General features: G+C 65.4%; 15 protein-coding genes and 1 pseudogene. 4 read left to right on the forward strand and 12 right to left on the reverse strand.

The genetic code is table 11. From position 1 onward, the window contains the following. Positions 1–6: 6 nt before the first annotated feature. Positions 7–1,134 carry a glycosyltransferase family 4 protein gene (locus QMK22_RS01370; RefSeq protein ID WP_283495828.1) on the forward strand — a complete coding sequence of 376 codons (1,128 nt, stop codon included), beginning with the start codon at positions 7–9 and terminating at the stop codon, positions 1,132–1,134. Here the strand turns inward: QMK22_RS01370 and QMK22_RS01375 are convergent. Both QMK22_RS01375 and QMK22_RS01380 read right to left on the reverse strand, forming a co-directional pair. Continuing rightward, entirely contained in the window at positions 1,088–3,073 is a 1,986-nt protein-coding gene (locus tag QMK22_RS01375; RefSeq protein ID WP_283495829.1) for a right-handed parallel beta-helix repeat-containing protein, read from the reverse strand. The genes QMK22_RS01370 and QMK22_RS01375 overlap by 47 nt on opposite strands. A 440-nt stretch (positions 3,074–3,513) precedes the next feature. Further along, positions 3,514–4,683 carry a right-handed parallel beta-helix repeat-containing protein gene (locus QMK22_RS01380; RefSeq protein WP_283495830.1) on the reverse strand — a complete coding sequence of 390 codons (1,170 nt, stop codon included), beginning with the start codon at positions 4,681–4,683 and terminating at the stop codon, positions 3,514–3,516. 493 nt (positions 4,684–5,176) lie between these two features. On the opposite strand from QMK22_RS01380, the pseudogene QMK22_RS17490 reads away from it, so the two are divergent. After that, a pseudogene (locus tag QMK22_RS17490) lies at positions 5,177–6,103 on the forward strand (DUF222 domain-containing protein); the annotation flags it as partial. A 235-nt stretch (positions 6,104–6,338) separates the two neighbouring features. After that, positions 6,339–6,629: an HNH endonuclease signature motif containing protein gene (locus QMK22_RS17495; protein WP_502856870.1), complete on the forward strand. Its 291-nt coding sequence runs from the start codon at positions 6,339–6,341 to the stop codon at positions 6,627–6,629. A 98-nt stretch (positions 6,630–6,727) separates the two neighbouring features. On the opposite strand, the gene QMK22_RS01390 is transcribed toward QMK22_RS17495, so the two are convergent. The 10 genes from QMK22_RS01390 to QMK22_RS01435 form a co-directional block, all read right to left on the reverse strand. After that, positions 6,728–7,738: a glycosyltransferase family 2 protein gene (locus tag QMK22_RS01390; RefSeq protein WP_283495832.1), complete on the reverse strand. Its 1,011-nt coding sequence runs from the start codon at positions 7,736–7,738 to the stop codon at positions 6,728–6,730. Further along, a complete protein-coding gene (locus QMK22_RS01395) occupies positions 7,735–8,784 on the reverse strand; it encodes a polysaccharide pyruvyl transferase family protein (RefSeq protein ID WP_283495833.1) in 1,050 nt (349 codons plus the stop codon). Before QMK22_RS01395 ends, QMK22_RS01390 begins: the two co-directional genes overlap by 4 nt. Then, positions 8,781–10,022, reverse strand: coding sequence for a glycosyltransferase (locus tag QMK22_RS01400; RefSeq protein WP_283495834.1), 1,242 nt, complete (start codon positions 10,020–10,022; stop codon positions 8,781–8,783). Before QMK22_RS01400 ends, QMK22_RS01395 begins: the two co-directional genes overlap by 4 nt. Further along, a complete protein-coding gene (locus QMK22_RS01405) occupies positions 10,019–13,006 on the reverse strand; it encodes an oligosaccharide flippase family protein (RefSeq protein ID WP_283495835.1) in 2,988 nt (995 codons plus the stop codon). Before QMK22_RS01405 ends, QMK22_RS01400 begins: the two co-directional genes overlap by 4 nt. A 2-nt stretch (positions 13,007–13,008) precedes the next feature. Beyond that, positions 13,009–14,031, reverse strand: a complete 1,023-nt coding sequence (locus QMK22_RS01410; protein WP_283495836.1) for a glycosyltransferase family protein — start codon at positions 14,029–14,031, stop codon at positions 13,009–13,011. A gap of 101 nt (positions 14,032–14,132) precedes the next feature. Then, entirely contained in the window at positions 14,133–15,563 is a 1,431-nt protein-coding gene (locus tag QMK22_RS01415; protein WP_283495837.1) for an O-antigen ligase family protein, read from the reverse strand. Positions 15,564–15,744: 181 nt separating this feature from the next. After that, positions 15,745–16,317, reverse strand: coding sequence for a YdcF family protein (locus QMK22_RS01420; RefSeq protein ID WP_283495838.1), 573 nt, complete (start codon positions 16,315–16,317; stop codon positions 15,745–15,747). Beyond that, positions 16,314–17,432 carry an acyltransferase family protein gene (locus QMK22_RS01425; protein WP_283495839.1) on the reverse strand — a complete coding sequence of 373 codons (1,119 nt, stop codon included), beginning with the start codon at positions 17,430–17,432 and terminating at the stop codon, positions 16,314–16,316. Before QMK22_RS01425 ends, QMK22_RS01420 begins: the two co-directional genes overlap by 4 nt. Continuing rightward, the gene (locus tag QMK22_RS01430; RefSeq protein WP_283495840.1) at positions 17,420–18,166 is read right to left on the reverse strand and encodes a hypothetical protein; all 747 of its coding nucleotides are present in this window, start codon (positions 18,164–18,166) and stop codon (positions 17,420–17,422) included. Before QMK22_RS01430 ends, QMK22_RS01425 begins: the two co-directional genes overlap by 13 nt. 170 nt (positions 18,167–18,336) lie before the next feature. Continuing rightward, the gene (locus QMK22_RS01435) at positions 18,337–18,807 is read right to left on the reverse strand and encodes a VanZ family protein (RefSeq protein ID WP_283495841.1); all 471 of its coding nucleotides are present in this window, start codon (positions 18,805–18,807) and stop codon (positions 18,337–18,339) included. 150 nt (positions 18,808–18,957) lie between these two features. On the opposite strand from QMK22_RS01435, the gene QMK22_RS01440 reads away from it, so the two are divergent. Then, entirely contained in the window at positions 18,958–19,434 is a 477-nt protein-coding gene (locus QMK22_RS01440) for a hypothetical protein (protein WP_283495842.1), read from the forward strand. Positions 19,435–19,450: the final 16 nt, after the last annotated feature.

A 19,450-nucleotide genomic window follows, 5' to 3' on the forward strand; every position in this document is an offset into this window, starting at 1 on the left:
GCTTCATTGGATAACACCCAGCCCGCTGGCCAGGAGCCGGGTTCGCCCCGAGCGCTGTCGTCATCCGTGCGGCCGCTGGCCGTGCACATCGGGCGCAACGGCGAGGTCGCCGGCGGCATGAGTCAGGTTGTCAACGGCTATCTGGCGCATTCTTTCGCCGATTTCGATCTGCGCATGGTCTCGTCGCGTGACGGCAGCGGTGGGGTGCGGGCGCTGGCCGTCGCGGTAGCCGCGTTCTGGAAGGTGCTTCGCCTGACCGATCCCGAGAATACCGTTGTAATCGCGCACCTGTCTCAGGGTGGTTCCTTTGTTCGCGAGGGCGCGCTGCTCATGCTCGCCCACGCGCGCGGGTTCGCGACGGTCGCTCAGCTGCACGGTAGTTCCTTCGCCGAATTTGCCCGGAAGCGACCCGGACTGGTTGGGCGCGTTCTGCGCGCGGCCGATGTGGTGCTCACCCTCTCGGCGGAGTCGCACGCGGCCGCAGCCGAATTCGTGCCGGGGGAGCGGGTCTGGCTCGTGCCGAACGCCGTCGCTGACGGTGTGCGGCGTGAGATCGAACCCCTCGTGGTGTTCGGCGGCGCGGTCAGCAAGCGCAAGGGGGTCGATGTGCTCGCTGCCGTGTGGAAGGAACTCGCGCCGCAGCATCCGCTCTGGCGGCTCGTCATTGCCGGCCCGATCGCCGACCAGCCGATGGTTCCGCTCACTCGGGCCGAGTTCGTCGGCCCGCTCAGTCATGAGGCCCTGATGAAATTGCTCGAACGTTCGGCGATCGCGGTCTTGCCGTCCCGCGATGAGGCGATGCCCATGTTCATTTTGGAAGCGATGGCCCGCGAAAACTGTGTCGTGGCGACCCGGGTCGGCGGAGTGCCGGCGGTGCTGGCCAATGGCGTGGGCGTGATTGTTGAGCCCGGCGATATCGGTTCGCTCGAGTCGGCGCTGCGGCGCGCCATGACGGATGCTGCGTGGCGCGCCGAAAAGGCGAACCTGGCGAGATCCGCCTTTGCCGCCACCTATTCGGCGGCCGCCGTCTTTCCGCTGGTCGAGCGCAGCTGGCAGGCTGCGCTCGACCGACGATCAGAACGAAGGGCTACGAGATACAAGCCAGATTCGAGTATCCGGATCCCGCAGTCGTAACGTCGTTCGAGCAATAGACCGTGGTGCCGCTGGCACCCGCACTGCCCTGCTCGTGGATGTAGAAGCCGTAGCCGGCGGCATCGACCGGGGCCGTGTTGCCGAAGAAGGTATTGCGCAGGCCCCAGCCGGCCACGCTGCCGTTGACGGCGAAGCCGTGCATGCTGCTGTTCGTGCCCTGATTGTTGTAGATCTGCCAGTCATTGCCCTTGACCTTGACCCATTCGTCGGCGCGCGACATGGCGTTGGCGCCATCGATGACGTTGTCGCGGATGATGCCGTTCGAGGTGCCTTCCTTGACCTCGATCGGCTGGGCACCGGTCAGGCTGATGTTGTTGCCCATCAGGAGAATGCGGTCCGTGGCGTCGGGCTGGCAACCGGTCTGGGCGCACCAGTTGTTCTCTGAGGTTCCGATGTAGATGCCCTCGCCGTAGAAAGAGTTGCGCTTTCCGGTGTTTGTGATGGTGTTGCCCACAACGGTGCTATCGGTCGTGAACGCCCGCAGATGGATGCCCTCGTAGCCGATGTTGTCGACGAGGGTGTCAGCGATGGTGACGTGGTTACTGCGCACGACGCTGATGCCCTTGAGACCGTTGGTGACGGTCATGCCGGCGACCACCAGATTCGACGAGTTCGTGATCTGGATACCGTGGTCGTCCTGGATGCCGCCGATATTGATCACGGCGCTGCGCGGCCCGCAGACCCAAATCGGGTTGGCGGCGGTTCCGTTCGCGGTCATCTTGATCTGGCCGGTGTAGGTTCCGGGGGCCATCGTGATGACCGTTCCCGGCTGAGCCTTCGATACGGCGGTCATGAGTTCCTGGGACGTCGTCACGGTGACAGTAGCTGCCGGGCAGTCCTCATATCGGTGGGTGCTGATCGGCGCCGGAGCCGGCGCGGTGCTGGCGACCTCGGCCACGATGAAGGCGTCGACGATGCTGTTGGTACCGGTCGAACGGGCATCCTTCTGTCCGGTGCGGGTCACGGTGATGGTGTGCCGGCCGGCTGAGAGGGAAGTCGTGCTGTAGGCGATCTGCTGGTAGCTGGTTTTGGCGGCGTAGCCATCGACCGTCGCTACGGGCTGGCCGTCGATTGCGACAGTGCTCGTACCCGAACTACTGGTGAGGCGGGTGATGTAGGCCACGCTGGTGCCATCGAAAGTGAAGGAGGCGTTACTGGAGCTGGTGGAGAAATTCACCCCGCCGCCAATATCGCCCGCTGCACCGGACCGGCGCCACGAACCGGCATAGGTAACCTGCGGTGAATCGCTGTCCACGGTGGTCGAATTGGCCGGAGCCTCGACCGGCCCGCTCATGGCTGCCGGTGTGGTCTCGGTCGGCGTGGTCTCGGTCGGCGTGGTCTGGGTTGGCGTTGTCGGAGTCGGTTCTGATTGGGGCGGCGTGGTCGGAGCGGGAGTCGGAGCGGGGGCTGGAGTCGCCACGGTCGCGGAGTCGAGTGTGACGAACGCATCGATGATGCTGTTCGTGCCCGTTGAACGGGCATCCCGCTGCCCCGTACGGCTCACGGTGATGGTGTGGGTTCCGCCGGATAGTTTCGACGTGCTGAACAGTACCTGCTGATATTCGGTGGTCGCCGAGTATCCATTCACGGTGTCGACGAGCGTGCCGTCGATCGTGATGTCACTTGTACCGGAGCTGCTGGTCAGGCGGGCGACATAGGCGATGGTTGACCCGGTGAAAGTCAGTGACGCGCTGGACGTGCTTGAGGAATATGCGATGGAGGAGTCATTGTCGGCGGGGTGGCCCGTGGTGCGCCAGGTGCCGGAGTATTTGACCTGGGCGGAGCTATTGTCGATGACCGTGGTGCCGTCCGGCGCCGTGGCGGCGGACGCGGACTCAATACCGATCGGGAGTAGGGCCGTGAGGAGCGCGGTGATGGCAGCGGCCGCGCCGGCGGCGCGTCGCGAGAAGCGGGGGAACAATATGGTCAGACCCTTTCCGGATGTTCAAGGACAGCGTGATAACGTCCGTGAACCCGACGGGTCCCGACGCTCATGATCGTGATTCCGGGCGGCTGGGCCACCCGTGATCACTGCGTCAATTAGCGTCTGAACTGCTGCGAGTTAGCCGTGTGCAAATGGGTATATGGGCGGGATTTTGACGGATGCGAAGTGCGCGTCGCAGGCCGACGCGCAGCGCGGAGCGGACGACGGTTCGATCACCCGCAGGAGCGAAACTGAGGTGCCCTCGATGATTCTGCCCTGATCAGTGTTTTTACCCATTTTAGGTTTTGTCCCGCAGGCGGGTGGCAGGTGTATTTACGCCCGCAGGGGAACGCCGCGAGAGGGCATCCGTTCTTCCTGTGAAAGTACCGAGAGCAGTTTTGCAGACCTTGATTTCTCAGCCGCATCGATACCCGAAGCTAGCGGGCGCACCAAAATACATCACAGGGCGCCGTGGCGCGCTGTTGGAAGACCAGCAATCTCGGTCGTGTGCAGGCGATGTTGGAGAATCCGTCGGCCGCGCGAGTGACGGAGTTCGAGCAGGACACGTTGGTGTAGCTTGAGCCCTTGCTGCCTGTCTCGTAGATGAAGAAGGCGTAACCACCGGCGTTCACGATGCCGGTATTGTCAACGAAGGTATTGCGCAGGCCCCAGCCGGCGACGCTTCCGTTCACGGCGAAGCCGTGCCGGGGACTGTTGGAGCCCCGGTTCGCTTCGATGATCCAGTCGTTGCCCTTGACCTTGATCCATTCCTCGGCGGCGCTCATGGCTTTGGCGCCGTCGATGACATTGCCGCGAATAATGCCGTTCGAGGTGCCCTCTTTGACCTCGATCGGTTGAGCGCCGGTCAGACTGATGTGGTTGTCGAGGAGGAGTGTTCCATCGGTGTGGTCGGGCCCGCAGTCGGTCTGCGCGCACCAGTTGTTCTCTGAGGTGCCGATATAGATGCCCTCGCCGTATCGTGCCTCGCGCAGGCCGGTGTTCGAAATTGTATTGCCGACCACCGTGCTGTCGGTCGTGAATGCGCGCAGATGGATGCCCTCGTAGCCGATGTTGTCGATGCGAGTGTCGGCGATCGTCACGTTCGTGCTGCTAATCACGCTGATGCCTTTGAGTCCATTCGTGACCGTCATGCCGGCAATCACGAGATGGGCGGAGTTCTTGATCAGGATTCCGTGGTTGTTCTGCACGCTGCCGAGGGTGATCACGGCGTCGCGCGGGCCGCAGACCCAAATCGGGTTGGCGGCGGTGCCGGTGACGTGCACGTTGACCTGGCCACGGTAAGTGCCGGCGGCCATTTTGATCACCGTGCCGGGACCGGCCTGGTCGACGGCCGCTCGGAGCTCATCGCCCGTATGCACCGTCGTCGTGGCCTTCGGGCAGTCGGCGTAACGGTGTACCACTGGTGTCGACGTGAGCGTGGGTGCAGGTGCTGCTGGTGGTGTCGTGGATGGAGCGGTGACGGGCGGCAGCGCCGTCAACAGCGCTGCTGCCACCGCGATGATGCCCACGGCGGTCCAGCGAGCGGCCCAGCGAGCGGTCGATGCCTTCGAATGGGGAAGCGCCGGAGGCTTGCGGCGAAGCGGCATTGGGTCCTCCGGAGATTCATGGACGTGACTTGCGCTGGTGCGCTCGGGGGGTGGGCACGGGGCAATCGGGACTTGTGGATCCCAGCAGTGGCAGGCGGGCAAACTATTCGGTGAGCCTAGCCAGAACTAAAGTCGAGCTCGTGTCACCTTCCTGTGAAAGTGCTTACAGAGCCGCCCGACAACCGGGGGAATTGCCCGATTCGCTCAGTCGTGACAGACAACCCGCAATGCGCGCAGTAGATCGCATTTAATGACGAATCTGTTTTAGAATTTATCTGAGCTTCTCTCGTCTTTAAGTGCTTTTCGGGGTATCATGGTGGGTGAAGGAGGCACCGTCGCCATGACCCTCACCGTCCCGCCCGCTGCAGCTGGTTCCCTGCCAGATCCTGGGTTCACTCGGGTTGAGGTCATTGCTCAGGCCGGTGCGTTGTTGGCTTCCGTGCTGGATGGGGTGCGGTTTGGTCATCTTGACGACACCGAGGCCATCGCGGTCATGGCCGCTTTGGAACATTTGGGGCGCAAGGTGGACGGGGCCAGACTACGAGCGACCACCGACATCGGTGCTCGTGCCGAGACCGACCTCGGCAGCGGGTCGTTGGCGTATCGCAACGGATGCCGTACCCGGGTGGAGTTCATCACCCACCTCGCCGGCATCTCCAGCCGTGAAGCCCGGCGTCGCCTCAAACTCGGCGAGACCGCCGTGGAACGCACCCCGCTGGGCCTGCCGGTGCCGGCCCGGTACGCCGTCATCGCCGACGGCCTCGCCAGCGGCGAGCTCGGGCTGGAGGCGGCGGAGATCATCGCGACCACCCTCACCGCCCTGCACGGCCGCGTCGGGCCCGACGACGTCGACCGGGTCGAACGCGCCCTGGTCGCCTCCGCCACCGGCGCCCTCACCCCCGAAACCGTCGGGCTGCCCGGGGCGGGGATTTGCTTCGCGCCCGACCTGCTCCGCGCCCAGGCCGTGGAATGGCAGGCACGACTCGACCCCGACGGCACCGCCCCCAACGACGACGCCGTCGAAGCCAGAAGCACCCTGTCGTTCGGGCTGCTGCGCAACGGCCTCTACCCGCTGCGCGCCGACGTCACCCCCGAACTCCGCGGCATCATGGACACCCTCTTCAACACCTACCTCAGCGCCCGCTCACACACCCCCCGCTTCAGACCCACCGACCCGGACAGCAGCACGGACAGCAGCACGGACTGCAACGAGCGTGATACCGACGCTACGAGGGACACCGAACGGTTCAGTGACGAGCCGTTCACCGGCGACGACCGGTTCGACGGCGACCGCCGCACCGGCAGAGAGAAACGCGCCGACATCCTCCGCGCCATCTTCGAAGCCACCGCCCGCGACCCCCACACCCCCACCATGGGCGGCGCCGCCCCCACCGTCATGGTGCACATCAACGCCGCCGACCTCGACCACGGCCGCGGCCTGGATCGACGGCATCGACGCGCCCCTCAGCTTCCGCCGCGTCACCGAACTCATCTGCGCCGGCGGCTACCAAAAAGTCCTCTTCGGCACCGACGGCGACGTCCTCTACCTCGGCACCACACTCCGCTGCTTCAACGCCAAACAACGCGCCGCCATCGCCGCCCGCGACGGCGGCTGCATCATCCCCGGCTGCACCATCCCCCCACAATGGACCGAAGTGCACCACGTCACCGCCTGGACCGACGGCGGCCCCACCAACATCAACAACGGAGTCCTACTCTGCTGGTACCACCACCACACCATCCACCTCACCGGCTGGAACATCCGCATCACCAACGGCCAACCCCAAATCCGCGGCCCCCTCCTCTGGGACCCCACCCAAACCTGGCGCCCCGCCAACACCCACCGCGCCAACACCCCCAGCACCGACCCACCCTGGCCACAACCACCCTGGCCCAACACCCACTGGCCCACCACCCACTGGCCCACCGAAACCGCACCGAAATAGCGAGCCGGAACCGGTGCGAAAGCTGAATCGAGGCGAGCCGCTGCCGAGTTGCACGCCGGGCGATGAGGCGAACACCGCTATCGCCGTGGTTCGTACCCTCACCGGCGGCTAACCGGCTCGGCGGCGAGACGCAGCACCCGGCGGTGCAGGGGCAGGCTCACTTTCGCCGTTCCGGCCAGTGCGAGTCGCTTCCAATCGCGGCGGCGCGCGGCCAGCAGCACGAGACGCCAGGTGAGTCGGGAGCGCAACTCCGTGATGATCTCGTCACGTTCCTCGGCATCGTAGGGGCCGCTGAGGGCATCTTTCAGCCCCGAGAGCAAAACGTAGCGCAGCCGAAAGTAGCCGTATGAGTTCGAACCGATGATGCGGGTATCGAGGGTGATCGCCGCCGTCGTGACGGCTTGTTCGACCAATAGCAGCGACTCGGCTCGGCGCGACCCCGAACGAATGATGGAACCGCCGCGCACCAGATAGGAATAGAGCACGTCGCTGATGAAGGCCACCCGATCGGCCGCCGCAAGCAGCTGGGCGACCATGGCGAGGTCGGAGTGCACACGCGCCGGCGTGAACTCGATCTCTCGGGTCAGGTCACGACGGAACAGCTTGTTCCAGAGATGCCCGGTGAGATCGCCGTCGAGCAGTAGTCGAAAAGCGGCCGCGCCGGTGATCGGTGTGGTGTCGGCCGGCTCTGGCAGTGGGCGACGGTGACCGGGGTACACATACTCCGCGCCGCAGACGACCACGTCGGCGGTCGTCGACCGGGCCGCAGCCACGAGCTTCTCCAACGCTGAGTCGGACCAGTCGTCGTCACAATCGATGAACCAAATGAACTCGCCCCGGCTCTCGGCAACGGCCCGGGCGCGGGCCCGGGCCACTCCGCCGTTCTGCTCCTGTCGAAAGAAGTGAACGCTCGCGTGCGTGGCCGCAGCTCGCGCACCGATCGTGGCCGTGGCATCCACTGAGCCGTCGTCGACCACGATGATCTCGACCGCTGCAGAACTCAGGCACAGCGTCTGCTGCAGCAGTCGATCGATCGCGCCCTCCAGAAAATCGGCGGCGTTGTAGGCCGGCACGATGACACTCACGACCGGTGCTCCTGCTCCGTTCATGCCGTCAGCTGTCGAATGGAGTCGGTCAGTTCGCGCAGCGAGGCGCGAGCTTCGACGACGTGGCGCAGAATCGGCTCTCGGCGGCTGATCACATCGTGGGCGCGGCGTGCGAGCGCCGCGGGGTCGGGCAGCGTCCAACCGATCGTGGTGCCCTTGATCCCCACGGCGTCGAGGGTGCGAGCCGCCTTCGAGTGCCCCGAGTCGGCGATCACGAGTGGCAGCGCGCCCTCGGTCAGCCCGATCACCGCGGCGTGCAGCCGGTCGCTCACCACGAGCAAAGAGCGCTGGTAGACCTCGCGCAGTTTCAGCTCCTGCGTGAAATGGTCGGGACCGTCCCAGACCAGTGCGGTTCCGCCGAGTTCTGCGGCGAGTTTTTCGGCGAGGGGGCCATCGCGTTCGATCTGTGCCACGGCCACTACGTCGAGCCCGAGCGTGTCGGCCAGACCCCGCAGGGCCGTGAGCCAGGTGTCATCGGGAAGGCGCCCGTTGTAGCGCACCGAGACGGCCAGGAGCGGCCGATCGGGCGTCGACGCGAGCAGATCGGCATCCGTCGCACCGGTTGCGAAGGCCCAGTCCGGCGCGATGCGGCCAACGCCCATCGCGCTGCGGCTATAGGCATCCCGCCAGGCTACGAGGTCGCACAACCGCAGGGTTGCGGCCACCGGAAGGCGCCACCCCGTCTTCTCTCGCACGCCAAACCCGGCGTGCACGGCATGCCCGCCGCGCAGTCGATTCAGAGCGAGATGCGGAGCCAGGCGCAGGTAGCGCAGTGCGTAGGCACGCTGCAACTCCATTTCCCCGGCATTGAAGGCATAAACGGATGCTTCCCGCAGCGTTGACCGCGAAATTTCACGTCGCCACTCGGCGCTGGTGCGAAACACTCGGTCTTCGTCGTGCAGGCCGAGACCGCTCAGGTAGGAATCCGCGCGCCCCCCGACGAACACCTGCAGGTCACCGGCTCCGCGCAGCGCCTCCAGAAAGGCCCGCCGCAATACGGTATCGCCCACATTGTCGACCTGGCCCATGGCCGAGGCAAAGATTTTCATGAGTGCTCCACGACCCGAAGGAGTACCCGTTCCAGGTCGGCGCCGCTGGACTCCTCCGAAAACCGCGCCAGCCACGGCTCGATATTCTCCAGCGTCAGGTCGGCCGCCCGCAGAATGGCGTCGGCGAGGTCGACCGGATGCGCGGACAGCGCGAGCTCGCCCGTGATGCCGGGCACGATCGCATCCGCTACCCCCAGCGCCCCCGATACGGCAACCGCCGGGTATCCGGCTGCGGCTGCCTCGACCAGCACATTGCCGAAGCCCTCACGACTGGAGGTGAGCAGTGCCACGGCATTGGCGCCGAAGTGGTCAAACCAGTTCTCGACCCAGCCACGATGGTGAAAGACCACGTTTTCATGCCGGGCGGCCGCCTGCACATCATCGAGCAGCGGACCGCCGCCGAACGACACGACCTCCACGGGCACGCCACGGCGAGTCAGCTCGGCGGCGGCGGCGATAGCGAGCAGCGGACGCTTCTGCTCGACCAGGCGGCAGGCCAACACAATCTGAATGCCGTCGGCCGATCCGGGGCGGCGCTCTGATCGCGTCACGGTCGTGGTTGCTCCGATTTCCGTGCCCGACAGCTCGCCGCTAGCGCCCTGCGCGTGTACCTCGGTCGTACCCTGCCCGCGCTGGCTGCCGCGCGCGGTGCCGCGCAGCTTCGCAGTCGCCGGGTTGGCCACGACGGTGATGCGGTCACCGCGCACCCCGAAGGCCGCCACCATTTCTGCGGCAACCGGATGCGAAATGGCGATCACGTGGTCCGCCCACGGATACAGGCGCTTAGCCAGCCAAACCTTCACCCGGTGCGCTCGAGCGGAACCAGGCAGTCCGAGCGACACGAGATTGCGCTCGCTCACGAGCACCCGTGGGCGCTGCCTCACCGGCACCAGCCGTGTCGCGGTCAAGAGCAGCAAATTCGGGTGCGCCTGCAGGGACAACGCAACATCAGGTTGCCAGTCGAGCAGCCGGCGGCGCAGCGCGGCGACCTTGGGCACCTGACCGTGCGCTCCGGAGAGCGAGTGAGCCTCGACCCCGTCGGGCAGATATTCGGGCTTCACCTCGGCGGCGGTGAGCACAACACGCACCTCGTAACCCTGGTCGGCGAGCCAGCCCATCCAGGTCCGGGCCACAAATTCTGCCCCGCCACCGTGCAGCGAGGGAATCACAAAAAGGATGCGGCGCAGCGGCGACTGGGCGCGCGGAAAGTCGGGCACGGTCTGCGAGGAGAGTGTCATGCGGGTCCTTGTCTGGGTGGAGTCGGGGGCGGGCCAGGCGGATGCAGTCGCGCTCCGCTCGCGGCAGGCGGGGTCTGAACGGGCGGGTGCGCACGTGTGTCTGTCGGCAGTAACGCAAAATTGAGGGCGGCCAAGCGCCGTACTTCCGGAAATCTCTTGGCCAGATGGTCGCGATAACGCTCACGATCGCCCAGCACCGCGAGAGCGACCGGAATCATGCGTTCCGCCAGCCTGGCGCCCGGCTCGACGCACAGCTCCTGCGTGCCGAAGAGTCGCATCATCCCGGCGACCTTGCCCTGGGTCGACAGCGCCACGGCCGGCACCGCGTGATACATCGCCTGCACGGCCAGGTGCATGCGCCCGGTCAGCACGATGTCGGCGCCGGCGCACAGCCCGCGTACTTCGGCCGGGGCGAGCAAGCGGTTGACCAGAATGACCCGGGAATCGGCGCCGCCGGACTGATCGGCCAGCCGGTCGAACACGGCCCGGCAGGCGGCTGCGTCGTCGCCGCTCTGGCGCACGACGTGCGGCAACAGCACCACCCGGAGCCCCGCCTCGAGCAGCGCGGTGATGATGCCGGCATACTCGGTAGTTTGGTCGAAACCGCGGCCGACCAGCGCGCTCGCGTTGACAACGGCATACGGGGGCGGCGTTGCACCGAGGTATTCGGTCGCCGCGCGGGCCGAGCTGGTGTGAGCTGCGAACACACAATCGGCCACATCAATCACATTGGTGAACCCATCGGCCCGGGCGCGCTCGCTTGAGATCGGGTCGCGCAGTTGCAACCGGGTGCCCATTCGACCGGCTCGCGCCAGCGACCGACGCACTCCGGCATTGGCGTGGCCGTTCCAGCTGAAGCCGAGGATGCGCGCATCGACACCGACGTTGCGGGCCAGGCTGGCGACATCCGCTCGCCGCGACGACGCGCGCACGTTGTAGGCGCCGTCCATGATGTCAGCCCCCACCACGGTCAGCGACAGGGCGCCATTGAGTACCGGCGCCAGCAGGGCCATGGACTGCCGGTGTGCCTTTCCCGTGCCGTAGATCAGGTGCGGAATCGGCACGAGATGGGCGCGCCAGGCATGCTGCAGGGGAATGCGCACGTCGGCCGAGCGCCGCACGAGCACCTGAGCCGGCCCTGACACGTTTTCGAGGAACGCTTCGATCATGGCCTGGTCGCCGATATTGCCCTCACCGGGCGGGGCGACGAGCACGTGCCACCGCTCACGGTGCGGGTCGAGCGGGCGCAACCGGGCAGTGGCCCGTTTCAACGCGGCTCGGTCGCGCTGATAGGGGAGAGGGGACCCCGCGGCGAGCCCCTGCAGGATTCGTTCGAGCCGGCGAAGGATACGCCGACGCGTGCGTGCGGCTGTGCCGGCGCGGCGAGGAGCCCCGCTGTTCATCGATGACGGGCGGTCGGTGGTCGTGGTGGGGCTCTCGCTGGATGAGGACGATGATTTCGTAGACTTCGCGGAGCGCAGAAAGCTGCGGGCCTGGGCGATCGAGCGCACGTCTCGGCGAAAGGTCGGCCAGATCAGCATGACCACGCCGATGGCCGCGAGCAGGGCCACGCTGCCGAGGGCCACCCGCGCGAACGGCAGTTCGATCGGGATCCACTGCACGGCCGCCCAGCTGATGCCGGTGACAAATCCGTAGCCGAGAATGGCGCGAACACCGGCCAGGAACATTGCCCGTGCCGGGGCATTCGTGGCCCGGCTGATCCACCACAGTCCGATCGGCCAGATCAGGGCGACGCCCAACGAGTACCCGGCGGCTACGCCGTAAACCCCCCAGAGCGAGCCGAGCAGCACGAACGCGATCAGGAGCGGCCGGGTGGTGAGGGCAAAATACAGGTTCTGCCGGGTAGCGCCCTTCGACAAGAACACCCAATAGGTCGCGTACGCGGCAGCTTCGAAGAAACCGGCGATGGCGAGAATTTGAAAAATTGGGGCGGAGCCGAGCCATCGGCTGCCGAGTGCGATGCTTATGATCGGCAATGCCTGGGCGCAGGAGAAGGCGAGCACGATGGTCACAGCGTGCAGCATGATGGTCTGCCCCAGCAGAATGAACCGGTCGTATTTGGGCTGGTCGTCTTGCAATCGTGCCAAGACGGGCAGGGCCACCCGGGTCGACGGACCATTGATCTGGTTGAGCGGCAGCAAGAGTAGCTGAAATGCTCGGTTGTACAGGCCGAGCGGGCCCGCGCCGAGCGTTGCACCGATCACGATCGTGTCGGTGTTGCGGCTGGCATAGCCGAGCAGCTGCGTGCCGGCGAGGTTCGAGCCGAACAAGATCAAGTGACGCATGGGCGCCTTGCGGTGATACCAGCCCGGAAACCAGTTGGTGACCGGCACCAGAATGATGAGGGTGAAAATACCCTGGCTGATCTGCTGCCCGGCGAGAGCCCAATAGCCGAAACCGTTCACCGCCATGACAATACCCACGACGAGACCGCCGACCTGCGCGCCGACCTCCGACCCGGCCAGAGCCAGGAAATGAAAGTTGCGGTTGAGGTCCGCACGGAACTGGGTGGCCAGACCGTTGAGCAGGAAGGTAGCGGCGAGCACCTGGGTGAGCAGAACGAGCCGGTCATCGCCGTACAGGGCAGCGATGAGTGGGCTGAACAGGGCAGCGATCAGCATGAGGGCGAGCCCGATCAGACTGTTGATCCAGAACAGATTGTTCTTCTGGTGTCGGCTCAGATTTCGCACCTGGATGGCAGCCGATGACAGGCCGAAGTTGCGCAGCACCTCGCCGACGCCGATGATCGCGGCGACCGACGCGACCAGCCCATAGTCGCTCGGGTCGAGCAGTCGGCCGAGCACGACGATACCGCCGAGCTGCACACCGATGCGAATGAGCTGGCCGACCATGGTCGTCGACGCCCCGCGCCCCGCGGTGCGGCCGAGTCCGGCCGTTGAGCGCGGGGCGACGGGTGTCGCTGCGTCTGGCGGAGTATCGGGGGCGTTGGGCGGAATCGTCACGGTCAACGCCTGCTCCGCCCGGCGCGCACCGTGCGTCCGGTCAGCTGCAGGGCGCGCAGGTAGGTTCGATAGCTTTGCAGGCCGAGCGTTGTCCAGTCCCGGTCATCGAGGCGCGGGCGAGGTCTCGGACCGGCCGCGCGCATCCGTTCAAGAGTGCCGTGCAGGATCTCGGGAGTGAGCTCGCCGTCGTAGAGATAGATCCAGTCGGCCCCGACCTCCTCGGCCAGGGCCAGATTCGACGGTGTCGATGGCACGAGCACCGGCCGATCGAGTGACAGCGTCACAAGCAGCACGCCGGAATTGTGCATTTCGCGGTAGGGCAACACGACCAGCTCGGCCCCGCCGACCTCGACCACGAGCTCGGCGTCGGAGACGAAGCGCAGTACCGAGCTGATGCGCGCATCCCGTGCGGCTTCGACGGTGATGATCTCGCCGAGCCCGCTCGACGGCCGACCCACAAGGCGCAGCCTCAGGTCGGGATCGGGCAGCGACCGAAACACCCGCATCAGTGTCTCTACGCCCTTATACGGTCGGATCAACCCGAAATAGAGGATGCGCCCCGGCACGGAATTCGGCAGTGGTATGCCGCTGAAGCGATCGCGATAGTGGCCGTGCAAAATGGTGACGGCTCGGGCCTCCGGTTCGACCGGTGTCGTCGGGTTCAGACGGATGACCAGGGCGGTGCGGGCATCGAGGGCGTTCAGCGCCCGAGTTTCGGCGTTGTGGCCTACCTCGTGCGGCGCCAGATTGTGCATGGTGCGCACAATCGGGATGCGCTGCAGGCGCGCGCGTACCAGCAGCGCGTACAGCGCACCGCGGCGCAGTCGGGCTTTCAAGGGTCGCGGCGCGCGAATGAGAAGCTCCGGCCAATGGACGTGAAACACGTCGTACCGTCCCAGCAGCGCAGTGCGCCAGGAGAAGAAGCGCATGGTCACCGCGTCGGGTGCACCTTCAACCACCTGATTGACATACCGAGTGGTGCCATCGGGCGGGCTCAGCGACTGCAACACGGTGATCTGTGTCATGCCTGTTGTCATCACGCCCATACCCCTCACGGGCCGGTGAAAAAAGACCGGCGAAACTTGAGAATCTGTCGGTTTAGCGTAGCGTGCGCGCTACGGACGCGTCAGAGCCGCGCATACCCCCGTTTGGGGCGCGCGGTCGCTGGGCGGCGCACGGCCGGTTCGAGCCGGCCGTCGGCATCCGCTCGCATCGGGTTCAGGGTCAGAATGAGCAGACAGCCCAACAGCAGGTGCATCGGGCGCAGCGCGTCGATCGCATTGAACCCGGCGATGCACACCGTGTACGCAACCAGCGCGGCCCCCGCGCCGACCGCTCGACGCGACAGGGCATGCGCCACGGCCGAGCCGATCATGAGCAGAAAGAGCACCAGGCCGGGCAGGCCGATGCTGATAAGCAGCTGAAGCATGGAATTCTCAATGGTCACCTCATTGAACAGGCGCCCGGTGATGCCCGACGTGCCCGGTCCCGAACCGATCCACCCCGTGAAGTTTGCGGCCTGCAGCGAAACCCAGACGCCGAGGTCGCGGGCCTGGGAAGATAGCTCGGCCTCGATGGAGTTGTTCCGGGCGGTGAAAGCATCGAACTGAAACAGCCCCACGACGCCGACAACCATCAAGACGGCGAGCACCGCAAATTTGCCCCACCGTTTCTCGCCGCGCAGCACGAGCGATACGGCGTAGGCGAAGCCGACGGCGATGGCTGCGGCCAGAAGAGCTCCACGGGAGACCGTGGCGACCAAACCGAGTCCGCTGAACACGGCCGCGGCCAGGGCCGGCTTGGAATTCTCCTGCAGCCAGATGCCAACGGCGAGGGCGCAGGCAACGGCAAAGAACAGAGCCGCAAAGAGCGGATGCCCAAACGACGCGTCGGCACGATAGACCGACCAGTGCTGATGGTCGGTGAGCCCCAGTGCCCGAAACACGGTGCCCCAAATCGGGTTGACACCCAGGACGCCCTCGATGACCGCGTAGGCGCCCAGCCAGGCGCCGAGCAGCAGCCACACCCGGCGAATCCAGTAGGCCTCGCTGGTGCTCGTGCCGATAGCCAGCGGCAGGAGTACTGCGGCGCTGAAGCTGATCGTCCAACCGAGGCTCGCCTGCAGATCGGTCGTTCGCGCGAGGGTGAACAGCGTCCAGATCAGAAAAAGCAGGGCAAAGTAGCGGGTGGCTGAACGAAAGGGCGCGGGTGGAGTGGTGCGGCCCAATGTCGTTTTCGCCGGGATCAACCGTCGCAGCGCCCAGATGACGATGATCATGGTGGTCAGCGGCAAGGCGCCGATCGGGCCGTCCTGCGGCAGGATCCGGGCCGGAATCAGCGCAAAAGTCACGAGTGCGACCGCCGGAAGGATGTGCACCGGCAGCATGAACAGGGTTACGACGGCGGCGAAAGCGAGCAGGGTCAACGGAATCACCATGATCCCGAGGCCCGCGACGAATCGAGGCAGTAGTAGGCTCGCCACCACCACGAACACGGCGGCGAGCACAACGAGAATGACCGGCGCGCTTCGCAATCGCCGCAAGATGGAATCAGACATCGGCCGCCTCGGGTGGTCGTGGCACTGTCGATACAGCACAGTGAGTAAAACACGGTCAATACACGGTGAATAAAAAACAGGGTGAGCGCAGCGCTGGTGATGCGATTAGCCGCAACGATAACACGTGACTTTTCCTCAATGTCAACTCCGCCGCAGACATCGGCCAGAAAAAAGGGCCGGATCAGCAATCCGGCGTCAGCCAGATCTTCACGAATCCGGCACTCTGATACATGATCTGGTAGGCCCACTTGAGCGGATCCATCGGCTGGCTCGCGCCGATCACCGACAGCGTTCCGGCGTAACAGCGGCTCACCTGCACGCGTGCCCGGCTCACGTGATAGCTCGAAGTCACCACGATGACCCGGTTCCAGCCCTGTGTGGTTGCGAACGCCGCTATCGCTTCGGCTTCGCCGCGGGTGTTGCCGGGGTATGGGGTGAAACAGTCTACCGTGATCGTCGTGCCGGGTACGGGAGTGGGCCGCGCGCACAGGTGGGCGGGGCGCGTATCACCGCCGAACGCGTCCGAGATGAGAATGTGCTCGCTGTGTCCGGCTTGGGCGAGTTCAATTGCCTTCTGCACGACGGCAGCGCTGCCGAGTCCGCCGAGCACGACGATGGCGTCAGCGGAGATCGCGGAATCCTCGCGCGGAAACATGACCGTTCGGGTGGTTATTCCGAGGAGGCCGAGGCTGAGCAGAACCAGGCCGGTGAGAAATACCAACGCGCGGTGGCGGGTGCGGCGGCGCGATTTCACTCGCCGCGTGGCGTCATCCGCTCGGGCTGGTGCTCGAGAACGGATGCCGCCGCCCCCGCTCGCGCCTCGCTGGCCGGTGCGCGTCCCGAGAACCAGGTTGGTACGGCGAAGGCGTAGCGCAGCACCGGCAGATCGCGCAGGAGACGCCACACCAGCAGGGAGGCGGCGACCGCGCTGCCGGCGACCAGCACGGGGAGAACCGGGGCCAGGCGCTCGAGCCACACCTGCCCGTGGGCGAGCAGCAGGAGGCTCGTGATGGCAGAAACAGCGAGAACGTGCACAACGTAGATGGGCAAGGTATTGCGGCCGATGTAGGTCAGCCAGGCCATGGCTCGATATTCGACTAAGAAACGGGCCAGGAGCAGTCCCGCTCCGAGTGCCAGGAGGCTCACCACAACGAGGGTTCCGGTGATGAAGGGCACCCTCGAATCGACGGTCAGGATGACTCCGGCCAGAACGAGGAAGGCCAGACCGAAGCCGAGCCCCAACCCGAGGGCACCGAAGCGGCTGGGTCGGTTAACGAAGGCGAGGATCCACTCGCGCAGGTAGCAACCGAGCAAAAAGAACACGAAATAGCGGCCGATGCCGTTCCAGGCAATGTTGCCGGTATCGGCCCGAGCGAAGAACAGCACCGACAACACGGCCGCACCGCCGATTTGTACCCGCCAGTCGATGCGGTCCTTCATCAACTTGGTGGCCACAAAGAACAGGGCGAGCGCGTAGAGAAACCAGAGCCCGTTGCTCGGGCGCACCGGCGCGAGCAGGAGATCGATCGGGTTCGTTTCATCAAACCCAGCCGGGTTGGGCAGTAACGAAAAATAGCCGAATCGCAGGATCGTCCACAGCACGAGCGCCCAGATCAACAGGCTCAGCCGGGTTCGCCAGAGCGTGGGCCAGTTGCGCTTGATGATCGAGGCGGCGAACAGCCCGGAGGCGAGAAAGAACAGGGGCATCCGAAAAACGATGAAGATCAGGTTGATCTTGTTCCACAGCTCAGGCGCCAGACCGCTGAGTACCGTCCACTGCACGGCGTGCGCGAGGGCGACCAAAAGTATGGCGATGCCCTTGGCGCCATCAACCCAATCAACCCGCGAGCGTGTCGCTACACCGACCACTGGGCAAAGGTTTTCATCATGTCGGTGTGGGCAAACCCCGGCGTATCATGGCCGAGCGTGTGATACATGACCTGGGTGTCCGCGGCGACCGGCTTGATCTTACTAATCAGCGCCAGTCCATTCTTGCTGGGGATGACGACGTTGTCCGGGTGGGCGTCGTCGGAGACCAAAACCTTGACCCGGCTGTTGGTCCAGGGCGATGCACTGATGCGAGCCGGATTGGTGCCCTTGATCTGCGTGAGGTCGTTGCCGTAGGCATCGCCGACGTGAGCCTGGTTTTGGGTGTCGTAGGCGTACAGCCACTCGTTGTCGTAGAGGGCGTTGACCATGTACAGCCCGCGAATGTAGGGGATGAGCTTTTTGCCGTAGGTGTAGCAGGCGAGCGAGCCGCCGAACGAGGTGGCCCGCAGAAAATTGCGGCGGACGGTGTACAGCGCGTTCAGGTAGGTCCAGGCGTTCTTCTGAGCGGTTGTGGCGATGGAGTTGGTGTACTGGGTGCCGCCGGCATTGATACAGATGGCGATGGCGTTCTGGTCGACGACGAGTTCGGCGGGATATTTGAAACCGCCGTTGAGGGCGTTGTGGGAGCTCGAGGCGGCATGGTAGAACCACACTGCACCGACCATCGCCGTGGAATTGCGTGAGACGGTCTGCGGAATGAACAGGCGGGCCCGGTCGCCGGCAATGTCCACTTCAACGTTGTCGTAGAGGGCGCCCCCCTTTTGGGTGCGCACATTTGCTAGTCGGGAGACCTCATTGGGTAGCGCGGGGGCCGTGGCCGCCAGCGCGGCGGGTGCGCCTATTGCTCCAAACCCGAGCGTAGCTGCGCCAGCGGAAGACAAAGTGAGAAATTTTCGACGGTCCATTCTGGAGAAGCTAGCAGAGAGATTCGACCCGGTCCAATCTATTTTGAGCGCTGGTGCATGACGGGGGCTGTCCCGAGCGTGAGCCGCAGCAGGCCGAGTGCAAGAAGAGTGCCGAGTGAGGCACCCAGACCGTTGGCCACGACGTCGTTGACTGTCGCGAAGCGCTCGGGAAGAAAGACGAGCTGCCCGAGCTCGATCGCGCAGCTGACCAGGGTGCCGATCAGTGGACCAAACCACCACCGGTGGGAGCCGGCGAGCACCACGATGAGCAGACCGACCGGAATGAACAGCGCGATGTTCGCGCCGAATTCGATCGTGTTGTAGCCGAGCCAGGCTGGGACCCCGTGCTCGTGCAGCCAGAAGACGACCGAGGAAATCGATTCGTGCGCACCACGGTCAACCGGAGTGGGCCAGAAGGCGATCAGAGACAGAGCCACCAGGTAGGCGAGCGCGATCCACAGGGCAGCGCGCCGCAGCACGCCGTGCCGACGCCGTCGACTAGCGGTCATGACACCTCCTGGTTGCTAGCCAACTATGCCTTAGATTGCACCGCCCAAACGCACGGTCTACGCCACCTGGGGGTAGTCGGAACGGTGGAGCGGATGTTTACTGACGGTCCTCTCGTGCATTACTTTCTCCTGTCCCGAAAGGGGGCCGCCGTGGTCAGAGCACGGCTGGGTGCGCGGAGCCGCCGTCTCGCGCGCAGCGTGGCCACGATCGGGCTCGTCGCCGGCGCTCTGTCACCATTCACGATAGTGGCGGGGCTGCCGGCCCCCGCGGCCGCAGAGACGACCGCGGCGGTATCGGTCGACTACACCGAGGTCGTGTGGACGGCCGGGTGGCAGGACGAGATCGACGCCTGTCGCGGCGCCGTCGACGTTGGGGACCGCTACGGAACACCGGTCATCGCTGAGCACTGGTCCTGTGGGGGGTCCTGGTTTCCTGCGGAGGGCAGCACGGTCGCCCTGACCGGGGCGGTCACCGGAACCTTTCGGGTGGGGCCGGTCGCCGTCGTACTGAACGCTGCCACCGACAAAGCCGGTGCCATCCCGCATGGCTACGATCTGCTCTACCAAACCTGTGTTGACGGCTCGAGCGCGACCATGTCGTTCACCGAGCTCACGCGTATTCGGTAGTTCGACCTCAGGCCCG

Origin of the sequence: Cryobacterium sp. PH29-G1, assembly GCF_030063365.1 — a bacterium.
Classification (GTDB): Bacteria; Actinomycetota; Actinomycetes; order Actinomycetales; family Microbacteriaceae; genus Cryobacterium.

Excerpts from the sequence above, each read along its gene's own strand:
- QMK22_RS01435 (WP_283495841.1), bottom strand. The coding sequence starts at position 18,807 with ATGACCGCTAGTCGACGGCGTCGGCACGGCGTGCTGCGGCGCGCTGCC.
- QMK22_RS01410 (WP_283495836.1), bottom strand. The coding sequence starts at position 14,031 with ATGACACAGATCACCGTGTTGCAGTCGCTGAGCCCGCCCGATGGCACC.
- QMK22_RS01415 (WP_283495837.1), bottom strand. The coding sequence starts at position 15,563 with ATGTCTGATTCCATCTTGCGGCGATTGCGAAGCGCGCCGGTCATTCTC.
- QMK22_RS01400 (WP_283495834.1), bottom strand. The coding sequence starts at position 10,022 with ATGACACTCTCCTCGCAGACCGTGCCCGACTTTCCGCGCGCCCAGTCG.
- QMK22_RS01395 (WP_283495833.1), bottom strand. The coding sequence starts at position 8,784 with ATGAAAATCTTTGCCTCGGCCATGGGCCAGGTCGACAATGTGGGCGAT.
- QMK22_RS01380 (WP_283495830.1), bottom strand. The coding sequence starts at position 4,683 with ATGCCGCTTCGCCGCAAGCCTCCGGCGCTTCCCCATTCGAAGGCATCG.
- QMK22_RS01390 (WP_283495832.1), bottom strand. The coding sequence starts at position 7,738 with ATGAACGGAGCAGGAGCACCGGTCGTGAGTGTCATCGTGCCGGCCTAC.